19 protein-coding genes and 1 other RNA gene are annotated in these 20,513 nt (G+C 59.8%); 9 read left to right on the top strand and 11 right to left on the bottom strand.

What is annotated here, in order from left to right; translation table 11 throughout:
- Positions 1–52 precede the first annotated feature (52 nt).
- Positions 53–1,453, top strand: coding sequence for an NADP-dependent phosphogluconate dehydrogenase (gndA, locus tag GZH79_RS11115; RefSeq protein WP_211643844.1), 1,401 nt, complete (start codon positions 53–55; stop codon positions 1,451–1,453).
- Here gndA and GZH79_RS11110 read toward each other — a convergent pair.
- The 9 genes from GZH79_RS11110 to GZH79_RS11070 all read right to left on the bottom strand — a co-directional run bounded on the left by GZH79_RS11110 (position 1,450) and on the right by GZH79_RS11070 (position 9,513).
- Positions 1,450–2,622, bottom strand: a complete 1,173-nt coding sequence (locus tag GZH79_RS11110) for a M24 family metallopeptidase (protein WP_211643843.1) — start codon at positions 2,620–2,622, stop codon at positions 1,450–1,452. The genes gndA and GZH79_RS11110 overlap by 4 nt on opposite strands.
- 41 nt (positions 2,623–2,663) lie before the next feature.
- Positions 2,664–3,353 (bottom strand): phosphate regulon transcriptional regulator PhoB, encoded by a 690-nt coding sequence (gene phoB, locus GZH79_RS11105; protein WP_211643879.1) that lies wholly within the window; start codon positions 3,351–3,353, stop codon positions 2,664–2,666.
- The gene (phoU, locus tag GZH79_RS11100) at positions 3,354–4,067 is read right to left on the bottom strand and encodes a phosphate signaling complex protein PhoU (protein WP_211643842.1); all 714 of its coding nucleotides are present in this window, start codon (positions 4,065–4,067) and stop codon (positions 3,354–3,356) included.
- Between the two features lie 10 nt (positions 4,068–4,077).
- The gene (gene pstB, locus GZH79_RS11095) at positions 4,078–4,857 is read right to left on the bottom strand and encodes a phosphate ABC transporter ATP-binding protein PstB (RefSeq protein WP_211643841.1); all 780 of its coding nucleotides are present in this window, start codon (positions 4,855–4,857) and stop codon (positions 4,078–4,080) included.
- A 385-nt stretch (positions 4,858–5,242) separates the two neighbouring features.
- On the bottom strand, positions 5,243–6,265 hold the full coding sequence (locus GZH79_RS11090) for an ATP-binding protein (RefSeq protein WP_211643840.1): 1,023 nt from the start codon (positions 6,263–6,265) through the stop codon (positions 5,243–5,245).
- A 4-nt stretch (positions 6,266–6,269) separates the two neighbouring features.
- A complete protein-coding gene (locus tag GZH79_RS11085) occupies positions 6,270–7,460 on the bottom strand; it encodes an aminotransferase class I/II-fold pyridoxal phosphate-dependent enzyme (protein ID WP_211643839.1) in 1,191 nt (396 codons plus the stop codon).
- Complete coding sequence (locus GZH79_RS11080) at positions 7,457–7,981, bottom strand: gamma carbonic anhydrase family protein (protein WP_211643838.1); 525 nt, start codon at positions 7,979–7,981, stop codon at positions 7,457–7,459. The genes GZH79_RS11085 and GZH79_RS11080 overlap by 4 nt, the downstream gene beginning before the upstream one ends.
- Entirely contained in the window at positions 7,978–8,619 is a 642-nt protein-coding gene (gene gmk / locus GZH79_RS11075; RefSeq protein WP_211643837.1) for a guanylate kinase, read from the bottom strand. The genes GZH79_RS11080 and gmk overlap by 4 nt, the downstream gene beginning before the upstream one ends.
- A gap of 3 nt (positions 8,620–8,622) precedes the next feature.
- Positions 8,623–9,513, bottom strand: coding sequence for a YicC/YloC family endoribonuclease (locus GZH79_RS11070; RefSeq protein WP_211643836.1), 891 nt, complete (start codon positions 9,511–9,513; stop codon positions 8,623–8,625).
- A 174-nt stretch (positions 9,514–9,687) separates the two neighbouring features.
- On the opposite strand from GZH79_RS11070, the gene GZH79_RS11065 reads away from it, so the two are divergent.
- A complete protein-coding gene (locus GZH79_RS11065; RefSeq protein WP_211643835.1) occupies positions 9,688–10,314 on the top strand; it encodes a PAS domain-containing protein in 627 nt (208 codons plus the stop codon).
- A 146-nt stretch (positions 10,315–10,460) separates the two neighbouring features.
- Here GZH79_RS11065 and GZH79_RS11060 read toward each other — a convergent pair whose 3' ends face one another.
- The gene (locus GZH79_RS11060) at positions 10,461–11,831 is read right to left on the bottom strand and encodes a class II 3-deoxy-7-phosphoheptulonate synthase (protein WP_211643834.1); all 1,371 of its coding nucleotides are present in this window, start codon (positions 11,829–11,831) and stop codon (positions 10,461–10,463) included.
- A gap of 179 nt (positions 11,832–12,010) precedes the next feature.
- On the opposite strand from GZH79_RS11060, the gene GZH79_RS11055 reads away from it, so the two are divergent.
- From GZH79_RS11055 to ssrA, 7 genes are all read left to right on the top strand, one after another.
- On the top strand, positions 12,011–12,985 hold the full coding sequence (locus GZH79_RS11055; protein ID WP_249219117.1) for a GlxA family transcriptional regulator: 975 nt from the start codon (positions 12,011–12,013) through the stop codon (positions 12,983–12,985).
- Positions 12,986–13,156: 171 nt separating this feature from the next.
- Complete coding sequence (locus GZH79_RS11050; RefSeq protein WP_211643832.1) at positions 13,157–14,353, top strand: ABC transporter substrate-binding protein; 1,197 nt, start codon at positions 13,157–13,159, stop codon at positions 14,351–14,353.
- A 55-nt stretch (positions 14,354–14,408) separates the two neighbouring features.
- Entirely contained in the window at positions 14,409–15,194 is a 786-nt protein-coding gene (locus GZH79_RS11045; RefSeq protein ID WP_211643831.1) for an ABC transporter ATP-binding protein, read from the top strand.
- Entirely contained in the window at positions 15,191–16,015 is an 825-nt protein-coding gene (locus tag GZH79_RS11040) for an ABC transporter ATP-binding protein (RefSeq protein WP_211643830.1), read from the top strand. The genes GZH79_RS11045 and GZH79_RS11040 overlap by 4 nt, the downstream gene beginning before the upstream one ends.
- Positions 16,016–16,077: 62 nt before the next feature.
- Positions 16,078–17,088, top strand: coding sequence for a branched-chain amino acid ABC transporter permease (locus tag GZH79_RS11035; RefSeq protein ID WP_211643829.1), 1,011 nt, complete (start codon positions 16,078–16,080; stop codon positions 17,086–17,088).
- On the top strand, positions 17,085–18,416 hold the full coding sequence (locus GZH79_RS11030; protein WP_211643828.1) for a branched-chain amino acid ABC transporter permease: 1,332 nt from the start codon (positions 17,085–17,087) through the stop codon (positions 18,414–18,416). The genes GZH79_RS11035 and GZH79_RS11030 overlap by 4 nt, the downstream gene beginning before the upstream one ends.
- Positions 18,417–18,767, top strand: a transfer-messenger RNA (tmRNA) gene (ssrA, locus tag GZH79_RS11025).
- A 14-nt stretch (positions 18,768–18,781) separates the two neighbouring features.
- On the opposite strand, the gene GZH79_RS11020 is transcribed toward ssrA, so the two are convergent.
- Positions 18,782–20,416 (bottom strand): alpha-glucosidase, encoded by a 1,635-nt coding sequence (locus GZH79_RS11020; protein WP_211643827.1) that lies wholly within the window; start codon positions 20,414–20,416, stop codon positions 18,782–18,784.
- Between the last annotated feature and the right edge of the window lie 97 nt (positions 20,417–20,513).

The raw sequence follows: 20,513 nt of genomic DNA, 5'->3' as shown, positions 1-20,513 counted from the left end.
GATATCCCATCCCGCCCGGTTGTATATGTCGCTAAAATCACAGGAGACTTTCATGAGCGATTGCGACATCGGGCTACTGGGCCTTGGCACCATGGGCGCAGCCCTTGCGCTGAACATTGCGGACAACGGTTTCGACATTGCGGTATTCAACCGGACCACGCAAGTGACCCGCGATTTCAGGGCTGACGCAGGCGCGTTGACCAATCGTATCACCGCGACCGAAACGCTGGAATCCTTTGTCGCGTCCATCGCCACGCCGCGCATGATCATCCTGATGGTGCCAGCTGGCGCGCCTGTCGATCAGCAGATCGCGGCATTGCGCCCCTTGTTGGCGGACGATGATCTGATCATCGACGCAGGCAACGCCAATTTCCACGATACCAACCGCCGTGCGACCGAAGCTGGTGATAAACCGTTTCTGGGCATTGGCGTATCCGGTGGCGAAGATGGCGCACGTCACGGCCCGTCGATCATGGGTGGCGGTCCGCGTGCCGCATGGGATCGCGCCGCACCGATCCTGACCGCCATTGCCGCAAAACATGACGGCACACCCTGCGCCACATGGATGGGCAACGACGGTGCTGGCCATTTCGTCAAGGCCGTGCACAACGGGATCGAATACGCCGACATGCAAATGATTGCAGAGGTTTACGGTGCCATGCGTGACGGTATGGCGATGTCACAACCGGATATCGCAGCGGTGTTCGGTCGATGGAACGACGGACCGCTTGCATCCTACCTGATCGAGATTTCGCAACAGGTTGCGGCTGCCACGGACACAGATACCGGCAAACCGCTGCTGTCGATCATCAAAGACGCTGCCGGTCAAAAAGGCACCGGACGCTGGACCGCGATCGAGGCGCAGCATCTGGCGGCACCAGTGCCAGCCATCGAAGCGGCGGTTGCTGCGCGCAATATTTCGGCTGAGCTGGACCTGCGGGCCAAAGGTCAGGCCCGGTTTGGCGCCGCCCCGCAGGCGTTGCAGGGTGCCCTGACGATTGATCAACTGGAACAGGCGCTGATTGCGGGCAAGATCATTTGCTATGCGCAGGGCTTTGATATGATCTCGCGCGCGTCACAGGAATTTGGCTGGTCGCTGCCCCTGCCCGACATTGCAAAAGTCTGGCGCGCCGGCTGCATCATTCGGTCGGTCATGCTGGACGACATGGCGACGGCGCTGGAGGATGGCGATGGCGAAAACCTGATGCTTTCCAGTCGCTTCTCAGCCGAACTTAGCACTTATCATGTGGCATTGCGTCAGGTTGTGGCACAGGCTGCGCTGCATGGTCTGCCGATGCCTGCGCTATCGTCCGGTCTGGCCTATTTTGACGCCATGCGCACCGAACGTGGCACCGCCGACATGATACAGGGTCAGCGTGATTTCTTTGGACGTCACGGGTTCGAACGTCTGGACCGCGACGGCACGGATTTCCACGGGCCTTGGGCGGACTAGCTTTTGACCACCAGACCGCGCGGTGTGGCTGTCAGGCGCCGCGCGCCGTCGGCTGTGATCACGATGGGTTCCGTCATTTCGATGCCGCCGTCATCCAGCCAAAGCGCGGGCATGAAGTGAAACACCATGCCCGCTGCGATTTCAGTCAGATCGCTACGCCGGATCGACATGGTGCGTTCGCCCCAATCGGGGGGATATGACATACCGATGGAATATCCGCAGCGGCTGTCCTTTTCGAACCCGAACCGGGCCAATGTGCTGTTGAATGCGATGGCCAGATCGGCACAGGTGGCGCCGGGGCGGGCAAAGTGCAGGACCGCGTCGGTTGCTTCTTGGACCGCTTCCTCGGCCCGGCGATAGGTGTCTGGCACCTGCCCCAGAAACAGCGTGCGTGACTGCGGGCACTGATAGCGCCGATAGGCGCCCGCGATTTCAAAAAACGTGGCCACACCAGCCGTCAGCGGGCGATGATCCCAAGTCAGATGGGGTGCGGTCGCATCCATACCCGACGGCGCCATGGGCACGATGGCAGGGTAATCGCCCCAGTGACCGTCCGCGCCTTCGATACCGATGCGCATGATCTGTGCCACCAGATCGTTTTTGCGCATGCCCACTTCCGCAACCTCTGAGATATGGGCGTGCATCCGGGTAACGATGGCCCCGGCGCGCCGCAGATATGTGATTTCGGTATCGGATTTGATCGCGCGGCACCAATTGACCAATCCAGTTGCATCCGCCACGTCTGAAAAATGGTTCAGGATCGTCATGTAAGCGGTTGCGCTGAAATAGTAATTATCCATTTCGACGCCAAATCGTCCGGACCAGCCTAATCCAGCGATGACCCCGCACAGGTCGGTCATCGGATGCCTGTCAGGGTTCTGGACATAGATGTCGTCGTAGCCGTGGATCGTGTCGTCGGCCATCCAGACGGTGCGCAGCGCACCCGCAGCGTCCATGCCGCGCCCCCACCAATGCGGCGGTCCGTCAGGACCCACGATCACGCCCTGATGCACGTAGAACGACCAGCCATCGTACCCGGTCAGCCAGCCCATGTTCGACGGATCGGTGATCAGAAGAATATCAAGCCCCGCACGATCCATCGCAGCCCGTACCCGGGTCAGTCGATCGGCATATTCAGCGTCGGTAAAGGCAGGATTCGCATTCGCCATGATCAAAGATCAGCACGCACCCTGCCCCCGTGGCAAGCGTTTTAACCCAGCGCATATCCCGCGCCACGCACGGTGCGGACAGGATCACCGCCACCACCTGCGGTCAGCACCTTGCGCAGGCGTCCGACATGCACGTCCACGGTGCGGGTATCGACATAGATGTCACGCCCCCAGACCCGGTCCAGTAGCTGATCGCGCGACCAGACACGCCCGGGTTTTTCCATCAACGTCGACAGCAGGCGAAATTCCGTAGGCCCCAGTTTCAGTGAAGCCCCATTGCGCGTGACCCGGTGTGTTTCCGCATCCAGCAAAATATCGTCGTAGGCCAGCACCTGCCCGACCGAAGTGGGCCGCACGCGACGCAGTTGCGACCGCACCCGCGCCATCATTTCCGACATGGAATAGGGTTTTGTCACATAGTCGTCCGCGCCGGTTTCCAACCCCCGCACCCTGTCGATTTCTTCTGTCCGGGCGGACAGCATGATGATCGCCACGGACCGCGTCGCAGTATCCATCTTAAGCCTGCGACACACTTCGATGCCGGTGACCCTTGGCAGCATCCAGTCCAGCACGATGACATCGGGCGTGTCTTCGGCCACCAACAACAAGGCTTCCTCACCGTCGGCGGCCGTACTGACGCGGCAGCCTTCGGCTTCGAGGTTATACGCAAGGATTTCGCGGATCGCAGGTTCGTCTTCGACGACCAGCACATGCGGTTGGGTGGACATGATCTACTCTGGCGCTGTTGCGTAGGATGTACTGTCGGACTTTGGCCGTGCATCTTCGGGAACTTCGCCGGTCACCAGATAAATGACCTGTTCGGCCATGTTGGTGGTCAGATCCCCCATGCGTTCGATGTTTTTGGCAATGAAGTGCAGATGCATGCAGGCCGTGATGTTACGCGGGTCTTCCATCATGAACGTCAGGAATTCACGAAACAGCGCGTTATACATCTGATCGACGTCCTGATCGTGCTGGCGCACGTCTTCGGCCAGTTCCGCGTCGCCGCGGATATAGGCATCCAGCGTGTCGTTCAGCATGCCCTGCACTTCGCGGGCCATACGTTTCAGCGCGACATCGGACCCGCTGATCACGGGCATGTCGACCAGCACAGATGTGCGTTTCGCAATGTTCTTGGCGTAGTCGCCGATCCGTTCCAGCGATGCAGCCAGCCGCAGCACGGTCAGGATCGACCGCAGATCTTTGGACACGGGCGCGCGCAGCGCGATGGTGCGCGCCGCAGCATCGTTGATTTCCAGTTCCAGCGCATCGATGGCCTTGTCGCCCTTGCGGACCTTTTCGGCCAGTTCCAGATCGCGTGTCGCCATTGCTTCTGCGGTCTGAAGAATCGCTTCTTCGACCATGCCGCCCATTTTCACGATCAGCGTCGTGATGGATTCAAGATCGCGGTCGTAGGCGGATGAAATGTGTTCTTGCTCGGACATTATGGCTCCTTCACCCGATCCGGCCGGAAATATAGCTTTCCGTGCGCGGGTCTTCGGGGTTGGTGAAAATCTTGTCGGTATCGCCGAATTCGACCATGTTACCAAGGTGGAAGAAGGCGGTCTTTTGACTGACGCGTGCAGCCTGCTGCATGGAATGTGTGACAATCACGACCGAATAGCTGCGGCGCAACTCGTCGATCAGTTCTTCGACCTGCGCGGTGGCGATGGGGTCCAGCGCCGAACAGGGTTCATCCATCAGCAAGACCTGTGGTTCTGTGGCGACGGCGCGCGCGATACACAGGCGTTGCTGCTGGCCCCCCGACAGACCCGTGCCCGGCTCGTGCAGGCGGTCCTTGACCTCTTCCCAGATCGCACCGCGCCGCAGGGCGCGTTCGACGATTTCGTCCATGTCGGATTTATTGCGCGCCAGACCGTGGATCTTGGGGCCATAGGCCACATTTTCATAAATCGACTTGGGGAACGGGTTCGGTTTCTGAAAGACCATTCCGACCTTGGCGCGCAGTTGGACGGGATCGACACTGGCCGCGGTGATGTCTTCACCGTCGATCAGGATCTGACCGGTGACACGCGCAATGTCGATGGTGTCGTTCATGCGGTTGATACAGCGCAGAAAGGTCGATTTACCGCAGCCCGACGGGCCGATAAACGCAGTGACAGTCTTGTCCTCGATCTCGACTGAGACGTCTTTGAGCGCGTGTTTTTCCGCGTAATAGACGTCGACGTTTTGGGCCGAGATCTTGATGGCTTCGGTCATTGATGTGTCTTTCATGTCAGGTCACCAACGGCGTGCGAAGGTGTTTCGCGGCGAGAATGCGGCGGTGTCCCGGTCTGCAGGAACCGCTGTGCCATTGATGATAGCCCGTTGCGCCGCCGCGATAAAGGCCGGGGCGACCGTTCTATCGTGCTGCAGATCTGGGCAGGAACCGTAACGGTCAACGCGCAGGCCAGCCCGTTTCAAAACCGCCAAAGCGTTATCCTGAGGAATAGCGATGGCCACATCAGCAATCGCGAGTAAGCTGATCATGATTTTTGTAAGCTCCGGCCGGTTTTGTGCAGCGATGCGTCACTGCATCCTTGTCGGGGTGGATCTATTGGCGATCGACAACGCTTTTGTGACAGATTTGTAAAAGTAATATGACACGGATCACCAAAACCTAATCGGCCAAGGGCAGAATGACCGTACAGGTTGTCCCCTGCCCCAGTGTGCTGCTGATCGTCAGCCGACCCCGGTGCCTGTTCAGAATATGTTTCACAATCGCCAGCCCCAGACCCGTGCCGCCCAGCCCGCGGCTGCGGTGCGAATCCACCCGGTAAAACCGTTCGGTCAGGCGTGGCAGGTGGTGTGGTGCGATCCCCCGGCCATAATCGGTGACATGCAATGCCAACCCGTCACCGCGCAATTTGCGAAAATGACTGGGCGGATCGATCCGCAGCGCGATCCGGCCCCCATCGCTGCCGTATTTCAACGCATTCTGCACAAGGTTCACAATGACCTGGCGCAGTTGATTGGAATCGCCCAGCACATGCACGCCGGCGCTTTCATCGCTAAGTGTCACACTTAACCCCGATTGTTCGATAACGGGACCAAGGTCTTCGAGTGTTGCGCTGACCAGCTGGCCAAGGTTGATGGCCGCATTTGGGCGCAGTCGTTCGTTTTCTTCCACGCGCGACAGCGAAAGCAGATCATCGACCAGTTGCGTCATGCGCGTCGTTTCGCGTTCCATGATGGCCAGAAACCGTTCGCGGGCCTGTGCGTCGTCGCGGGCCGCACCGCGCAGGGTTTCGATGAATCCCTGCAGCGCTGTCAAAGGTGTGCGCAGCTCGTGGCTGACATTCGCCACGAAATCGCGCCGTAGCTGACCCACATCATGGGCGGCCGTACGGTCGTCGAACGTCAGGATCAGGGTGCCTCGATGCGGTGTGATGGTAACACCCCACGTGGTGTCCCTTGCGCCGTCGCGTCCCAGAAACTGCGATTGCCGTGTGTTCTGGCTGCGAAATGCGTCCTCGATCGCATCCAAAAGCGGGGGTTGACGCAGCGCTGTGACATAATGACGGCCCGCCAGTCTTGGCCCCAGCACATCCGCCAACGATGGGCTGACCGCCGCCACGATCTGATCCGGGCCAATCAGCATGACCGGGACCGGAAGCGCATCGACGGGCACCGTTGCGGGCATCTGCTTATCCTATGGTCGCGGCGGCGACGGCGGTGCCCAGTTCGGCAATCAACAGGTCCGGATCTTCGACCCCGACAGAGACCCGAAAGAAACCTTCGCTGATCCCCAGTGCGGCGCGGCCTTCTGGCGTCAGGCCGCGATGGGACGAACTGGGGGGATGCGACAGCGTGGTGCCGATGTCCCCCAATGTCGGGGCAAAGGCGATCTGCGGTGCGGCCCGCGTCAGGGCGTTGGCGGCATCACGTCCGCCATGCAGTGCAAACGACAGCATGTTGCCGCCCTGCCCGTTCAGCAACGCCACCGCACGATTGTGGTCAGGATGGTCGGGGCGGGTCGGATACAGCACCCGCGCAACGCCCGGCATATCGGCCAAGGCATCGGCCAACAGCCGCGCATTATCCTGTGCCGCGCGGTAGCGCAGGTGGAATGAATGCAGCCCGCGTTCTGCCAGCCAGCAGTCAAAGGGGCTGGGTGTCAGGCCCCAAGTCACATTTGCATCGTTGATCTGCCGCCGCAGGTCCGGGTCTTGCGTTGCGACGTAGCCCAGCGTTGCGTCGGAATGCCCGGCCAACAGCTTTGTCACCGAATGCACCGTAATGTCCGCGCCCGCCACCAACGGCAGATACCCGGCGGGCGTGGTAAAGGTGTTGTCGACAACCAGCAGGATGCCCCGGTCCCGGGCCAGCGCGATAATTCCGTCCATGTCGGCCACGCGAATGGTGGGGTTTGACACCACCTCGACCAGAATCATGCGGGTATTCGGGCGGATGGCTGCGGCCATAGCGGCTGCATCCGTGGGGTCGGCCAGCGATGTTTCGATACCCAGACGCGGCAGGTCCTGCCCCATCAGGCGCAGCGAACGCCCATACAGCTGATCGCCGCCCAGCACATGATCGCCGGCTTTCAGCAGGCCCAGAAACACGGCCCCAATGGCCGACATGCCCGAACCGGTGACGATCCCGCCACCTGACGCAGGGTCCACCTGTTCCAGCATGTCGATCTTTTCGGCCAACACCTGCGCGTTGGGGTGTCCTTCGCGCGCATATGTATAACCGGACGCATCGGCATATTGCGCATCCAGCGCATCGGGGTCCGGCGACGCGTAGACGACACTGGGTTGCAGCGGTGTCACGACGGGGCGCGACACCGATGTCGGCCAAGCAGTACGGCGCACGATGGATGTGGGTCGGGTCATTTCAGTTCTTTCAGGTCTTTGGAAAAGCGCGCGGCGTTCTGGACATAATGCTGTGCCGACAGCCGCAGGCCAGCGATGGCCGCCTCATCCAACTGGCGCACGACCTTACCCGGTGCGCCCATGACAAGGCTGCCATCCGGGATCGTCTTGCCTTCGGTGATCAGCGCGCCCGCGCCGATCAGGCAGTTTTTGCCGATTACGGCCCCGTTCAGCACGGTCGCCCCCATGCCGATCAGCGTGTTATCGCCCAGCGTGCAGCCGTGCAGCATCGCCTTGTGACCGATCGTGCAGCCTGTGCCGATGGTCAGCGGGAACCCAACGTCGGTATGCAGCACGCTGTTTTCCTGAATGTTTGTATCCGCGCCGATGATGATGGGATCATTGTCGCCCCGGATGACCGCGCCGAACCAGATGTTCACACGCGCACCAAGTGTGACGCCCCCCATCACATGCGCGCCGGGCGCAATCCAGACATCAGGTCCGAGGTCAGGTGTCGTGTCGGCCAAGGTATAAAGGGTCATAGCGTGCGGTCCTCAAATTCGGATTGCAGGCGGCGCACCACGTCCAGCAGACCCGGCTGTTGCGCGCGGCGCAGACGTTCGGCGCTGATAATCGTTTTAAGCTGCGATTCGGTCGTGTCTAGATCGTCATTGACCAGCACATAGTCATAGCCGTCCCAGTGGCTGATCTCGTCCCAGCTTTTTTGCATCCGGCGGGCGATCACGTCGGGATCGTCCTGCCCGCGACTGACCAGACGTCGGTGCAATTCGGTAATCGACGGCGGCAGGATAAAGATCGACAGCACTGAATCCTGAAGATCGGAATTGCTGATCTGCTGCGCGCCCTGCCAGTCGATATCGAACAAAACGTCGCGCCCCGCCTCTATCGCGGTCTGCACCGGTGCTTTGGGGCTACCGTAGTAATTACCAAAGACGCGCGCATGTTCCAGCATGCCGCGATCATCGACGATCCGGCGAAATTCGGTTTCGGGCACGAAATGATAATCATGGCCATCGATTTCGCCTTCGCGCGGGGCGCGTGTCGTCGCAGAGACCGAAAAACGCAGACTGTCGTCCCAACGCATCAGGCGTTTGGCAAGCGTCGATTTGCCCGCCCCCGACGGTGAGGACAAGATGATCAACAGGCCGCGACGGGTCATTGGTTATTCCACATTTTGAACCTGTTCGCGCATGCGTTCCAACGCCGCTTTCATGTCGATCCCCAGTGCTGCAAGCGCGGCGTTCTGCGATTTCGAACACAGCGTATTCGCTTCGCGTAACATTTCCTGAATGATGAAATCGAGCTTGCGTCCCGCCGGTGCGTCGTCGTCGATCACATCCCATGCCGCAGCCACATGACTGTTCAGGCGGTCAAGTTCTTCGGTGACGTCTTGTTTTATCGCAATCAGCGCCAGTTCCTGCGTCAGTCTGGCGCCGTCGGCATCAGTGACTTCGCTCATCACGCGGGCATAAGCATCGCGCAATGCGCGGCGTGCGTCCTTTTCACGATCCTTCAACAAATCGCGCGCCCGCTCGACCAGCCCGTGGACATCATCCAGCAGGCCAGAAATCAGCTTTTGCAGGACCGCACCTTCGCTGGTGCGCATGGCGTTCAGATCAGCCAGCAATGGCCCGATATCAGTTGTCATCGCGGCGATCAGATCGGGGCTTGCGCCGCTGTCTGTTCCACCGGTCACGACCCCGCGCTGCGCCAGCACGTCGGCGGCGGTGGGTTGCGCCAGTGTGACGCCCAGTGAAAACGCGCGGTCCTGCACCAGATCCAGCGCTCGCAGGACCGAATCCAGCCGCTCCGCGTCGATCTGGACGACCGATCCGGCGGCGGTCTGGTTGACGTGCAAGGCCACGGTCACGGTGCCCCGATGCAGCGCCTTTTGCAGCGCTGTCCGCACGGTGGATTCCAGCCGTTCAAATCCGTCAGGCAAGCGCATCCGCAGGTCAAGACCCCGTCCGTTGACAGAACGGATATCCCAGCGCCAGCTTGCGGCATCGGTATTGCGGGCGCGTCCGGCGTAGGCGGTCATCGAATGAGTCATAGCGGGCCTTGCGGTGAAATCGTTTCCCCATCTAACGGGTCCGGACAGGCGGAAACAAGGGCATAGCCACCGACATGGGCCGTTAACCTGATGTTAGGAATTGAACTGAATGTGGCGCAGCGATGCATTAGTCTTGCCTTAATGTTGCCTGATTTACGCCTTGGAAATTCCACGATGACAAAGCTCACACTTTTGATGCCAGGATTGCGACCGGATCCCGATCCATACGTCAGCGACGCTGACAGGCTACTGGACGTGCTGGAAACGGATTGGCGCGCGATCAGTCGCACCGGCCCGATCCCGCGTCATTCCGATATTGATCCCCGTGCGCTGCACGCGGCCCTGCCCCATGCCTTTGTCGCAGCGCGGACGGCCGGGGGGGCGCTGCGCATTCGTGTGGCGGGTCAGGCGCTGCATGATCTGCTGCAGTTCGATCCGCGCGGCATGTCGGTGACATGCTTTTTCCGCGACAGGTCTGCATCCACGATGCTTGCGATGTTCGATGACATGCTGTCGACGCCTGCGATACTTGGCGTGGCGCTGACGGCATCGCGTGGTATTGCGCGGCGCAGTATCACCGCCCGGCTGCTGGCGCTTCCGTTGCGTGACACGCAGGGCCGGGTGACGCGACTGATGGGGGCCATTGTCACCGACAGGCCCGTGTCCCTGGGGGGCGTTCGGTTCGATCTGAACGAAACAGCGCCGATCCGCCACGATGTGTTGGGACATGCTTTTCCGGACCCTGCCCCCCCAAAACCGATCACGGGATTTCGGCCCCGACTGGTGGTCAACAACACCTGAGCGGCGATGCTCGCGCGCCCTTGTCCGGCTGCGAACCCGTCAGCGGTCAGTGCGGCCAAAACGGACCCGTCACACCGGACCAGTCCCATAGAAAAAGGCTCTTCAAGTCACCTTGAAGAGCCTTTATTTGTTGTCCCGATACCAGATCAGCTGGCTTTTGCATCCGCCATCGCGGTGCGTCGGTCGCGCAGTTGTTCAGCGACCAGGAACGCCAGTTCCAGCGACTGACTGGCGTTCAGGCGCGGGTCGCAGGCGGTGTGATAGCGATCCGAAAGATCTTCGTCCGTGACTGCACGGACGCCGCCTGTGCATTCGGTCACGTCCTGACCGGTCATTTCGAAATGGACGCCGCCGGGGATGGTGCCTTCGGCTTTGTGCACGCCGAAGAATTCCGTGACCTCGCGCAGCACACTTTCAAACGGACGCGTCTTGTAGCCGGTCGACGATTTGATCGTGTTGCCGTGCATCGGGTCACAGGTCCAGACGACATTGGCGCCTTCTTCTTCGACGGCTTTGATCAGGCGCGGCAGATGTTCGCCAACCTGCCCTGCCCCAAAACGTGCGATCAGTGTCAGGCGGCCCGCCTCGTTCTTGGGGTTCAGCGACGCCATCAGCGCCTTGAGGTGGCCAGAGGTCATCGTCGGCCCGCATTTCAGCCCGATCGGGTTGATGACACCCTTGCAGTATTCCACATGCGCGCCGTCAGGCTGGCGGGTGCGGTCGCCGATCCAGATCATGTGACCGGACCCAGCCAGCGTTTGGCCGGTCAGGCTGTCCACACGCGTCAGGGCTTCTTCATATTCCAGCAGCAGCGCTTCATGGCTGGTGTAGAATTCCACCGTCTTCAGTTCGTGGTTGGATTCCGATGTCAGACCGGCGGCTTCCATGAAATCAAGGGTGTCGCTGATCCGCGTGGCCAGATCGCGGTATTTCTCTGCCTCTGGCGCTTGGGTAAAGCCCAGCGTCCACTGGTGGACCTTATGCACATCGGCATAGCCACCGGTCGAAAAGGCGCGCAGCAGGTTCAGCGAGGCGGCGGCCTGAAGATACGCCTGTTCCATCCGCGCGGGATCGGGAATCCGGCTTTCAGGTGTGAAATCGAATCCGTTGATGATGTCGCCACGGTAGCTGGGCAATTCGGTGCCGTTCAGCGTTTCGGTGGGTGCAGAGCGCGGCTTTGCCATCTGGCCCGCCATGCGGCCCACCTTGACCACCGGAACCTTGGCGCCGTAGGTCAGCACCATCGCCATCTGCAACATGACCTTGAATGTGTCGCGGATCGTGTCTGCGCTGAATTCCGCAAAGCTTTCGGCGCAATCGCCGCCCTGCAACAAAAACGCGTCGCCGCGGCTGACCTTTGCAAGATGATCGCGCAGCCGACGTGCTTCGCCCGCAAAAACCAGCGGGGGATAACCGGCCAGCTTTGATTCCACGGCCTGAAGCGCTGCGGCATCGGTATAATCCGGCATCTGGACGCGCGGCTTTGCGCGCCAGTCGGATTTCGTCCAGTTGGTCATGTCATCCCCTTCCCCGCACAGCGGGACTTGCCTTACGGTCGCGGCTTATAACGCGCACGATCCAGAGGTCCAACGCAAATATAGGCCAGCGCCTCTTGTTTCCGGCGTCTGTCTGGCGTTTTGTCGCGGGAACATTTTTGGAGAGTGTACGGATGGGTCAGACGTCATCAAAGCGCGATATGGACGCAGATCAGCGTCCGCGGCACTTCGTCTTCGTCCTGCTGGATAATTTCACGATGCTTTGCTTTTCGGCGGCCATCGAAAGTTTGCGAATCGCAAACAGAACAGCCGGTCGCCAGCTTTATTCGTGGTCGATTCTGTCGGAAGGCGGGACAGAAGCGACCTGTTCCAACGGCTGCGTGTTCAAGGTGGACGGCGATCTGTCGGATCTCAGCCGGGATGACACGGTCATGTTGTGCGGCGGCCTCGACATTCAGGACGCGACAACCAAACGCCTGCTGAACTGGTTGCGCAAAGAGGCAAGGCGCGGTCTGTCCGTCGCCGGGTTGTGCACCGCAGGTTACACGATGGCGCGCGCCGGGCTTCTGGATGGCAAGCGGGCCACGATCCACTGGGAGAATCAGGACAGTTTCATCGAAGAATTCGAAGACGTGAACCTGACCAGATCGGTGTTTGTCATTGATGGTAACCGGATCACGACGGCGGGCGGCACGGCATCAATCGATCTGATGCTGAAAATCATTGCCGACGACTATGGCGAAGAAATGGCAAACACGGTCGCTGATATGCTGATCTATTCTTCAATCCGGACCGATCAGGACACGCAGCGGCTGTCTATTCCATCGCGGATCGGCGTGCGCCACCCAAAGCTGTCCCGCGTGATCCAGTTGATGGAAAGCAACATCGAGGACCCGATATCGCCCGCCCTGCTTGCAAGAGAGGTCGGCATGTCGACCCGCCAGCTTGAACGTCTGTTCCGGCGCTATCTCGCACGGAGTCCAAAGCGGTATTACATGGAATTGCGGCTGTCCAAGGCGCGCAACCTGCTGATGCAGACCGACATGACAGTCATCAACGTCGCACTCGCCTGTGGATTTGCCTCGCCGTCGCATTTTTCCAAATGCTACCGCGCCCATTACGACACCACCCCCTACCGCGAGCGTGGGGCACATGCGGCGCGACAGCCGGTCTGACTCTCGATCTTGCAATATGACGTAGCGTCAGCAACTTTGTGCTGCGCTAAAACAGGCGATTTTCCTGCTTTTGCGAAATATGCGGTCCAAATCGACACGTCGAAGGCGCTTCACATCTCCCGTGCGACTGTTAATGTTTGCCGATAAAAATAATCAACCGGGAGATTAAAGATGAATAAACTAATGATGGCTACCGCTGCGACCGCATTGTTCGCGGGACAGGCATTTGCTGCCGCGCATACCGGCGACGTCAAGATCGGGATCGTTCTGGGCTTTACCGGTCCGCTGGAATCCATCACCCCCGCAATGGGCGCTGGCGCGGATCTGGCAATTGCCGAAATGAACGAAGCAGGCACGCTGCTTGACGGTGCATCCGTGACAGCCGTGCGCGCCGATTCAACCTGTATTGACGCAGGTGCCGCAACCGCCGCTGCCGAAGGTCTGGTGACCGGCGAAGGCGTCAACGCGATCATGGGCGCCGATTGTTCCGGCGTGACCGGCGCGATCTTGCAGAACGTAGCGCGCCCGAACGGTATCGTGATGATTTCGCCGTCCGCGACATCGCCGGGCCTGTCGGACGCCGAAGATGACGGTCTGTTCTTCCGTACAGCACCGTCGGATGCACGTCAGGGCGTTGTGATGACCGATATCCTGAACGACCGCGGCATCACCGAAGTGGCGCTGACCTACACCAACAACGACTATGGCAAGGGTCTGGCTGACAGCTTTCAGGCTGCATTCGAAGGCGCTGGCGGCACCGTGACGATTTCGGCCGCACACGAAGACGGCAAGGGCGATTATTCGTCCGAAGTCGCGGCACTGGCTGCTGCTGGCGGTGAAGTGCTGGTCGTGGCCGGTTACACCGACCAAGGCGGCAAGGGCATCATCCAGAACGCGCTGGATACCGGTGCATTCGACACATTCGTCCTGCCCGACGGCATGGTCGGCCAGCAGTTGGTTGACGATATCGGTGACGGCCTGACCGGATCGTTCGGTCAGTTCCCCGGAACCGACAGCGCCGGTGCGGAAATTTTTCAGACGATGGCCGAAGAAGCAGGCTTTGACGGTACCGGCGCATTCGCACCCGAAAGCTATGACGCCGCTGCCCTGATCATGCTGGCCATGGAAGCTGCCGGGTCCAACCAGTCCAGCGATTTCAAAGATCACGTGATGGACGTGGCGAACGCGCCCGGCACGGAAATCTTTCCGGGCGAACTGGCAAAGGCTGTCGAATTGCTGAAAGCCGGTGAAGATATCGATTATGTCGGTGCGACCGCCGTGGAACTGATCGGACCGGGCGAATCCGCAGGCAACTACCGCGAGATCGAGATCCAGGACGGCGAAATCACGACCGTCAACTTCCGTTGATCCCCAGCCGGTCCGTCGCACACCTGCGACGGGCCGGCCAACCGATTGATTACCCATGATCACAGTTGAAAACCTGCGCAAGACCTTTGGTGGTTTCCACGCCGTCGATGGTGCATCCCTGACGATCGAAAAAGGCACAATCACCGGCCTGATCGGCCCGAATGGCGCTGGAAAAACGACACTTTTCAACGTGATCGCCGGTGTTCTTCAACCGTCCGCCGGTCGTGTAACGATGGCGGGCGAAGACATTACCGGTCTGGCGCCGCACGATCTGTTCCATAAGGGACTGTTGCGGACGTTCCAGATCGCACATGAATTTTCGTCAATGACCTGTCGTGAAAACCTGATGATGGTGCCGGGCAATCAGGCTGGTGAATCGCTTTGGAACACCTGGTTCGGCCGCAAACGCATTGCCAACGAAGAACGCGCCCTGCGTGCCAAGGCCGACGAGGTTCTGGATTTCCTGACCGTCAGCCATCTGGCCGATCATAAGGCTGGGCAGATTTCTGGCGGACAGAAAAAGCTGTTGGAACTGGGGCGCACCATGATGGTCGATGCCCGGATCGTGTTTCTGGACGAAGTCGGCGCCGGTGTGAACCGCACGCTTTTGAACACCATCGGGGACGCGATCCAGCGCCTGAACCGCGAACGCAACTACACATTCGTCGTGATCGAACACGATATGGATTTCATCGGACGCCTGTGCGACCCGGTCATCTGCATGGCCGAAGGCAAGGTGTTGGCGACCGGCACGCTGGACGAGATCAAGGCCAATGAACAGGTGATCGAGGCCTATCTGGGCACCGGGTTGAAGAACAAGGAACAGGTGGCCACCGCATGACCGACAACGCCTATCAGGACGATCGCGGCAACAAGGATCGGTCGATCACGAAACCCGGTGGCGGCACCGCACAGCCTGTCGCAAAGGGTGGTAAGTCCACTGCAGTCACGGGCAGCGCATTTCTGGTCGGTCAGGGAATGACCGGCGGCTATGGCAAGGGGCCCGACATTCTGCACGACTGCACAATCGCAGTGGATCCCGGCGAAATTGCCGTGATCGTTGGTCCCAACGGGGCCGGCAAATCGACAGCCATGAAAGCGATGTTCGGCATGCTTGATGTCCGTCAGGGCAGCGTCGTGCTGGACGGCGAGGATATTACCCGGCTCAGCCCGCAGGACCGCGTGGTCAAGGGCATGGGGTTCGTGCCGCAGACGCAGAATATTTTTACATCTATGACGGTCGAGGAAAATCTGGAAATGGGCGCGTTTATCCGGCGCGATGATTTACGTGATACGATGGCCCAGATTTACGACCTGTTTCCCATCCTGAAAGACAAGCGCAATCAAGCGGCGGGCGAATTGTCGGGCGGACAGCGCCAGCAGGTGGCCGTCGGCCGTGCGCTGATGACGAAACCAAAGGTTTTGATGCTGGACGAACCGACCGCCGGGGTCAGCCCCATTGTCATGGACGAATTGTTCGACCGCATCATCGAAGTGGCCCGCACCGGTATTCCGATCCTGATGGTGGAACAGAACGCCCGGCAAGCGCTTGAAATTGCTGACAAAGCATATGTGCTTGTGCAGGGTCGCAATGCCCATACCGGCACCGGCAAGGAACTGTTGGCCGACGATGACGTCCGCCGCAGCTTTTTGGGCGGATGACACAACCGATCATCAAAATGACGACCGGGCGCGCATTGCGTTGCCCGATTGGGGGACACTGAATGGAATTCTTGAACGGTCTGGTGTTTCTGACCAACTTCGTCATCATCCCGGCGACAGCCTATGGCGCGCAGCTTGCGCTTGGGGCTTTGGGGATCACGTTGGTTTACGCGATCCTGCGCTTTTCCAATTTTGCCCATGGCGACACCATGGCATTCGGCACGGCGGTCGCCATCAAGATCACGGCGGGGCTTGTCGCCCTTGGTGTGACACTGGGGCCGTTGCCCACCGCGCTGCTTGCGCTGCCCATTGCGATCATCGTGACCGGCTTGCTGCTGCTGGGCACGGATTGGCTGATCTACAAATTCTACCGCGAACAAAAAGCCAAGCCCGTGATCCTTGTCATTGTGTCGCTGGGCGTGATGTTCGTGATGAACGGGCTGACGCGCGTTTTCATCGGCGTGCGGGATATCCAGTTCACGGACGGCGCGCGTTTCGTCATTACCGTCCGCCAGTTCCGTGACGCCACCGGCCTTGACGAAGGGTTGGCGATCCGCACCACGCAGGCGATCACCCTTGTCACCGCGGTCATCGTGATGGCCGCGTTGTTCTGGTTCCTGAACCGCACGCGGACAGGTAAATCCATGCGCGCCTTTTCCGACAACGAAGATCTGGCGCTATTGTCAGGCATCGACCCCGACCGCGTCGTGCGGGTCACATGGCTGATCGTCGCCGCATTGGCGACGACGGCGGGTGTGCTGTACGGTCTGGATAAATCGTTCAAGGCGTTCACATATTTCCAACTGCTGCTGCCGATGTTTGCCGCCGCCATCGTTGGCGGGATCGGCAATCCGGTCGGCGCCATCGTGGGCGGGTTCCTGATCGCGTTTGCCGAAGTCACGATCACCTACCCGCTGAAAAAAGTCCTGACCTACTGGCTGCCCGAAAGCATGGCGCCAGAGGGTCTGGTCCAGCTGATGAGCGGTGATTACAAATTTGCCGTCAGCTTCATGATCCTGATTATCGTTCTGTTGTTCCGGCCCACCGGACTGTTCAAAGGGCAATCCATATGACCGATACCCTGCGCACCGGCCTGTTTACGGGTCTTGTCGTTCTGCTGATCGTCGGCACGGGCGTGCTGGACAACTGGAACTTGGCCCTGATCATCGTGAACTATGGGCTGATCTCGGCCATCATGGCGCTTGGCGTGAACCTGCAATGGGGTCTTGCGGGCCTGTTCAACGTCGGTGTCATGGGATTTGTCGCACTGGGTGGTCTGGCATCGGTCCTGATTTCGATGCCACCCGTGCCAGAGGCGTGGTCTGCGGGCGGTGTGCAGGTGCTGGGTGCCCTCGCCTTTGGTCTGGCCGTGATCGTGGCTCTGGTGGCAAGCTACAAGCGCACATCGGGCCGTTTGCGCGCCGGGTTGATGATCGTGTTGATGATCGCGGGCTTTTTCATCTTTCGTAGCATTTTCGACGCAGGCGTCGCCGCGATCGAATCTGTCAATCCGGCCAGCACCGGGTTTCTGGGTGGTTTGAATTTCGGTGGTGACAGTGGCCGCGACTGGCCATGGATCGTGGTGATCGGCTGGCCTGTCGGCGGGCTGCTGGCTGCGGGCGCGGCGTGGGTCATTGGCAAGACTGCACTGGGTCTGCGGAGCGATTATCTGGCAATTGCGACACTGGGCATTGCGGAAATCATCATCGCCGTGCTGAAAAACGAAAACTGGATGTCGCGCGGCGTGATGAACGTAATCGGCCTGCCCCGACCAGTGCCATATGAAACCGACCTGCAAGCCGATCCGGGCTTTGTCGAAGCAGCGGCCAATCTGGGTGTCGATCCTGTCACAGCGTCGACCATATCGGTCAAACTGGCCTATTCGGGTCTGTTCGGCGTGTTTCTGATCGTCCTGCTGATCTTGGCGCAGCGCGCATTGCACAGTCCCTGGGGCCGCATGATGCGCGCGATCCGCGACAACGAAGTGGCGGCAGAGGCGATGGGCAAGGACGTCACGCGCCGGCATTTGCAGGTCTTCGTCATAGGGTCCGCAATTTGCGGTCTGGCCGGTGCGATGATGACGACACTGGACGGGCAGCTAACCCCGGCCGGGTATCAGCCGCTGCGATTTACCTTTCTTGTCTGGGTCATGGTGATCGTCGGTGGGTCCGGCAACAATTTCGGTGCTGCCCTGGGTGGTATGCTGATCTGGTGGCTGTGGGTCGCAGTTGGTGAATATGGGCCTGACCTGATGGTCTGGGCTACCAGCGCGTTGTCCGACGACAGTGCCCTGCGTCAAAGCCTTGTCGATTCTGCGCCGCAAATGCGGTTCTTGGTGATGGGCACCGTTTTGCTGTTGATCCTGCGATTTAGTCCGCGCGGCATTCTTCCTGAGAAGTGACCCCTTGCCACTGCGGGGGGGCACGCCTATCTATGGGATGTCCTTCGGGACTATGGACATAAACGCGCTCGTAATAAGCGGATCGGACCCGGGGGCGGTACCCGGCGGCTCCACCAACATCTGGTCATTTGCCAGCGATGGGGCCGAAATAGGATCGACGAACGTCTAAAGGGGTATTGCTTTGTCTCGGTGAGTTACCACCGTTATCGGTACGCAAAAGCTAGTTGCAAATGACAACCATGCTCCGGTCGCAGTTGCCGCGTAAGCGGTACCTAACACCGAAAACTTAAGTCCCTAGGCTTTGCAGCTTAGGGCGGGGTTCGCAGGCACCTGGCAACAGAAGCCTGCACTACCCCCCCTTCAATCTAAGATTTCACGGTGATGACCTGCCACGGGTGCAGTTCCACCGTGCCGCCCAGTGCCGCGTCTGCGCCGTCAAACACATCCCGCCCTGTCAGAGCCAAAGCGTCCGGCACGTTATAGGTCACGGTTTGCGACGACATATTGCCGACCACGGATAGCTGGGCATCGTTCAAATGTCGCGCATACGCCATCACCTGCGGGTGCGCTTGGTCATGGGCGGTGTAGTCACCGAATTTCACCAGATCGGACGTGCGGCGCAATGCAGCCAGATCCCGGTAGCGCGCGAATACGCCATCGGGGTCGGTGCGATCATCTTTGGCGTTGATGGTGATGTGGTTGGGGTTCACCTCGATCCACGGTGTGCCTGTCGTGAAACCGGCCTGCGCGCCTGCGGTCCATTGCATCGGCGTGCGGGCATTGTCGCGCCCGTTGTCGTTGGCGCCCGCGATAAACGCATCGGGGTCCACCCCTTTTTCAGTCTGGATACGATGGAAATTCAGCGTTTCGACATCGCGGAACTGGTTGATATGGGTAAAATTCACGTTGGTCATGCCGATCTCTTCGCCCTGATAGATGTAGGGTGTGCCTTTCATCAGATGCAGCAGCGTTGCCAGACAGCGGGCGGACGCAACACGATGCGCCCCATCGTCCCCGTATTTCGACACCGCACGCGGCAAATCGTGGTTGCCCCAGAACAGCGAATTCCAGCCGTCTTCCGCACAGACCTTTTGCCATTTGCCCAGCGTGCGTTTCAAGCGCGGCAAATCGAACGGTCGTGGTTTCCATTTCCCCAATTCAGGGTCCCAGCCATCGATTACGTGTTCGAATTGGAACACCATCGACAGCTCCTTGCGGTCGCGTCCACAGTACAGCAGCGCATTGTCGGGGGTGGCCGACCATGTTTCGCCCACGGTCACGACATCGCGGCCTGCCAGCGTCTGCTCATGCATTTCCTGCAAATAATCATGCAGTTTTGGCCCATCGGCCGTAATTCCGCGGTCGATATCCTTGCCGATCAGGTCGATCACATCCATGCGGAACCCCGCAACGCCCCGGTCGAACCACCAGTTCATCATGTCATAGACGTCCTGACGCATGCGCGGGTTTTCCCAGTTCAGATCGGGTTGTTTGGGATCGAACAGGTGCAGGTAATACTGGCCGGATGCGTCATGAAACGTCCACGCCGGTCCGCCAAAGTTCGATTGCAAATCATCGGGCGGGCCGCCATCAGGGGCGGGATCACGCCAGACATAATAGTCGCGGTAAGGATTGTCGCGGCTTGCGCTGGCCTGTTTGAACCAGTCGTGTTCGTCAGACGTATGATTGACCACCAGATCCATCACGATGCCGATATCGCGTGCGCGTGCTTGGGCAATCAGATCGTCCATGTCGGACAGCGTTCCGAATTCAGGCGCAATGTCGCGGTAATCTGAAATATCATAGCCATTGTCCGCCATCGGTGACGCGAACACAGGCGAAAGCCAGACAAATCCGACGCCCAGATCGGACAGGTAATCCAGCTTTGACACGATGCCGGGGATGTCACCGATCCCGTCGCCGTTGCTGTCACAAAAACTGCGCGGATAGATTTGATATGCTGTGGCAGAGGCCCACCACGGGGCGTTATCGGGTTGCATAAGCACTCCTGTTGCTTGGACCCGGTTACCTGTTGTCGCACCCCCGCAAAGTCAAATTCCGGAAATCCGGCTTTCGCTACAGCCGCCAGCACTGCAG

The organism is Loktanella sp. SALINAS62, assembly GCF_018263905.1.
Classification (GTDB): domain Bacteria; phylum Pseudomonadota; class Alphaproteobacteria; order Rhodobacterales; family Rhodobacteraceae; genus Loktanella.
This window is presented reverse-complemented; position numbering and strand designations above follow the sequence as displayed.

Bases quoted from the DNA above. Each gene is read 5' to 3' on its own strand.
- gndA (WP_211643844.1), top strand. From the start codon at position 53: ATGAGCGATTGCGACATCGGGCTACTGGGCCTTGGCACCATGGGCGCA.
- GZH79_RS11110 (WP_211643843.1), bottom strand. From the start codon at position 2,622: ATGGCGAATGCGAATCCTGCCTTTACCGACGCTGAATATGCCGATCGA.
- phoU (WP_211643842.1), bottom strand. From the start codon at position 4,067: ATGTCCGAGCAAGAACACATTTCATCCGCCTACGACCGCGATCTTGAA.
- pstB (WP_211643841.1), bottom strand. From the start codon at position 4,857: ATGAAAGACACATCAATGACCGAAGCCATCAAGATCTCGGCCCAAAAC.
- GZH79_RS11090 (WP_211643840.1), bottom strand. From the start codon at position 6,265: ATGCCCGCAACGGTGCCCGTCGATGCGCTTCCGGTCCCGGTCATGCTG.
- GZH79_RS11085 (WP_211643839.1), bottom strand. From the start codon at position 7,460: ATGACCCGACCCACATCCATCGTGCGCCGTACTGCTTGGCCGACATCG.
- GZH79_RS11080 (WP_211643838.1), bottom strand. From the start codon at position 7,981: ATGACCCTTTATACCTTGGCCGACACGACACCTGACCTCGGACCTGAT.
- gmk (WP_211643837.1), bottom strand. From the start codon at position 8,619: ATGACCCGTCGCGGCCTGTTGATCATCTTGTCCTCACCGTCGGGGGCG.
- GZH79_RS11070 (WP_211643836.1), bottom strand. From the start codon at position 9,513: ATGACTCATTCGATGACCGCCTACGCCGGACGCGCCCGCAATACCGAT.
- GZH79_RS11065 (WP_211643835.1), top strand. From the start codon at position 9,688: ATGACAAAGCTCACACTTTTGATGCCAGGATTGCGACCGGATCCCGAT.
- GZH79_RS11060 (WP_211643834.1), bottom strand. From the start codon at position 11,831: ATGACCAACTGGACGAAATCCGACTGGCGCGCAAAGCCGCGCGTCCAG.
- GZH79_RS11055 (WP_249219117.1), top strand. From the start codon at position 12,011: ATGGACGCAGATCAGCGTCCGCGGCACTTCGTCTTCGTCCTGCTGGAT.
- GZH79_RS11050 (WP_211643832.1), top strand. From the start codon at position 13,157: ATGAATAAACTAATGATGGCTACCGCTGCGACCGCATTGTTCGCGGGA.
- GZH79_RS11045 (WP_211643831.1), top strand. From the start codon at position 14,409: ATGATCACAGTTGAAAACCTGCGCAAGACCTTTGGTGGTTTCCACGCC.
- GZH79_RS11040 (WP_211643830.1), top strand. From the start codon at position 15,191: ATGACCGACAACGCCTATCAGGACGATCGCGGCAACAAGGATCGGTCG.
- GZH79_RS11035 (WP_211643829.1), top strand. From the start codon at position 16,078: ATGGAATTCTTGAACGGTCTGGTGTTTCTGACCAACTTCGTCATCATC.
- GZH79_RS11030 (WP_211643828.1), top strand. From the start codon at position 17,085: ATGACCGATACCCTGCGCACCGGCCTGTTTACGGGTCTTGTCGTTCTG.
- GZH79_RS11020 (WP_211643827.1), bottom strand. From the start codon at position 20,416: ATGCAACCCGATAACGCCCCGTGGTGGGCCTCTGCCACAGCATATCAA.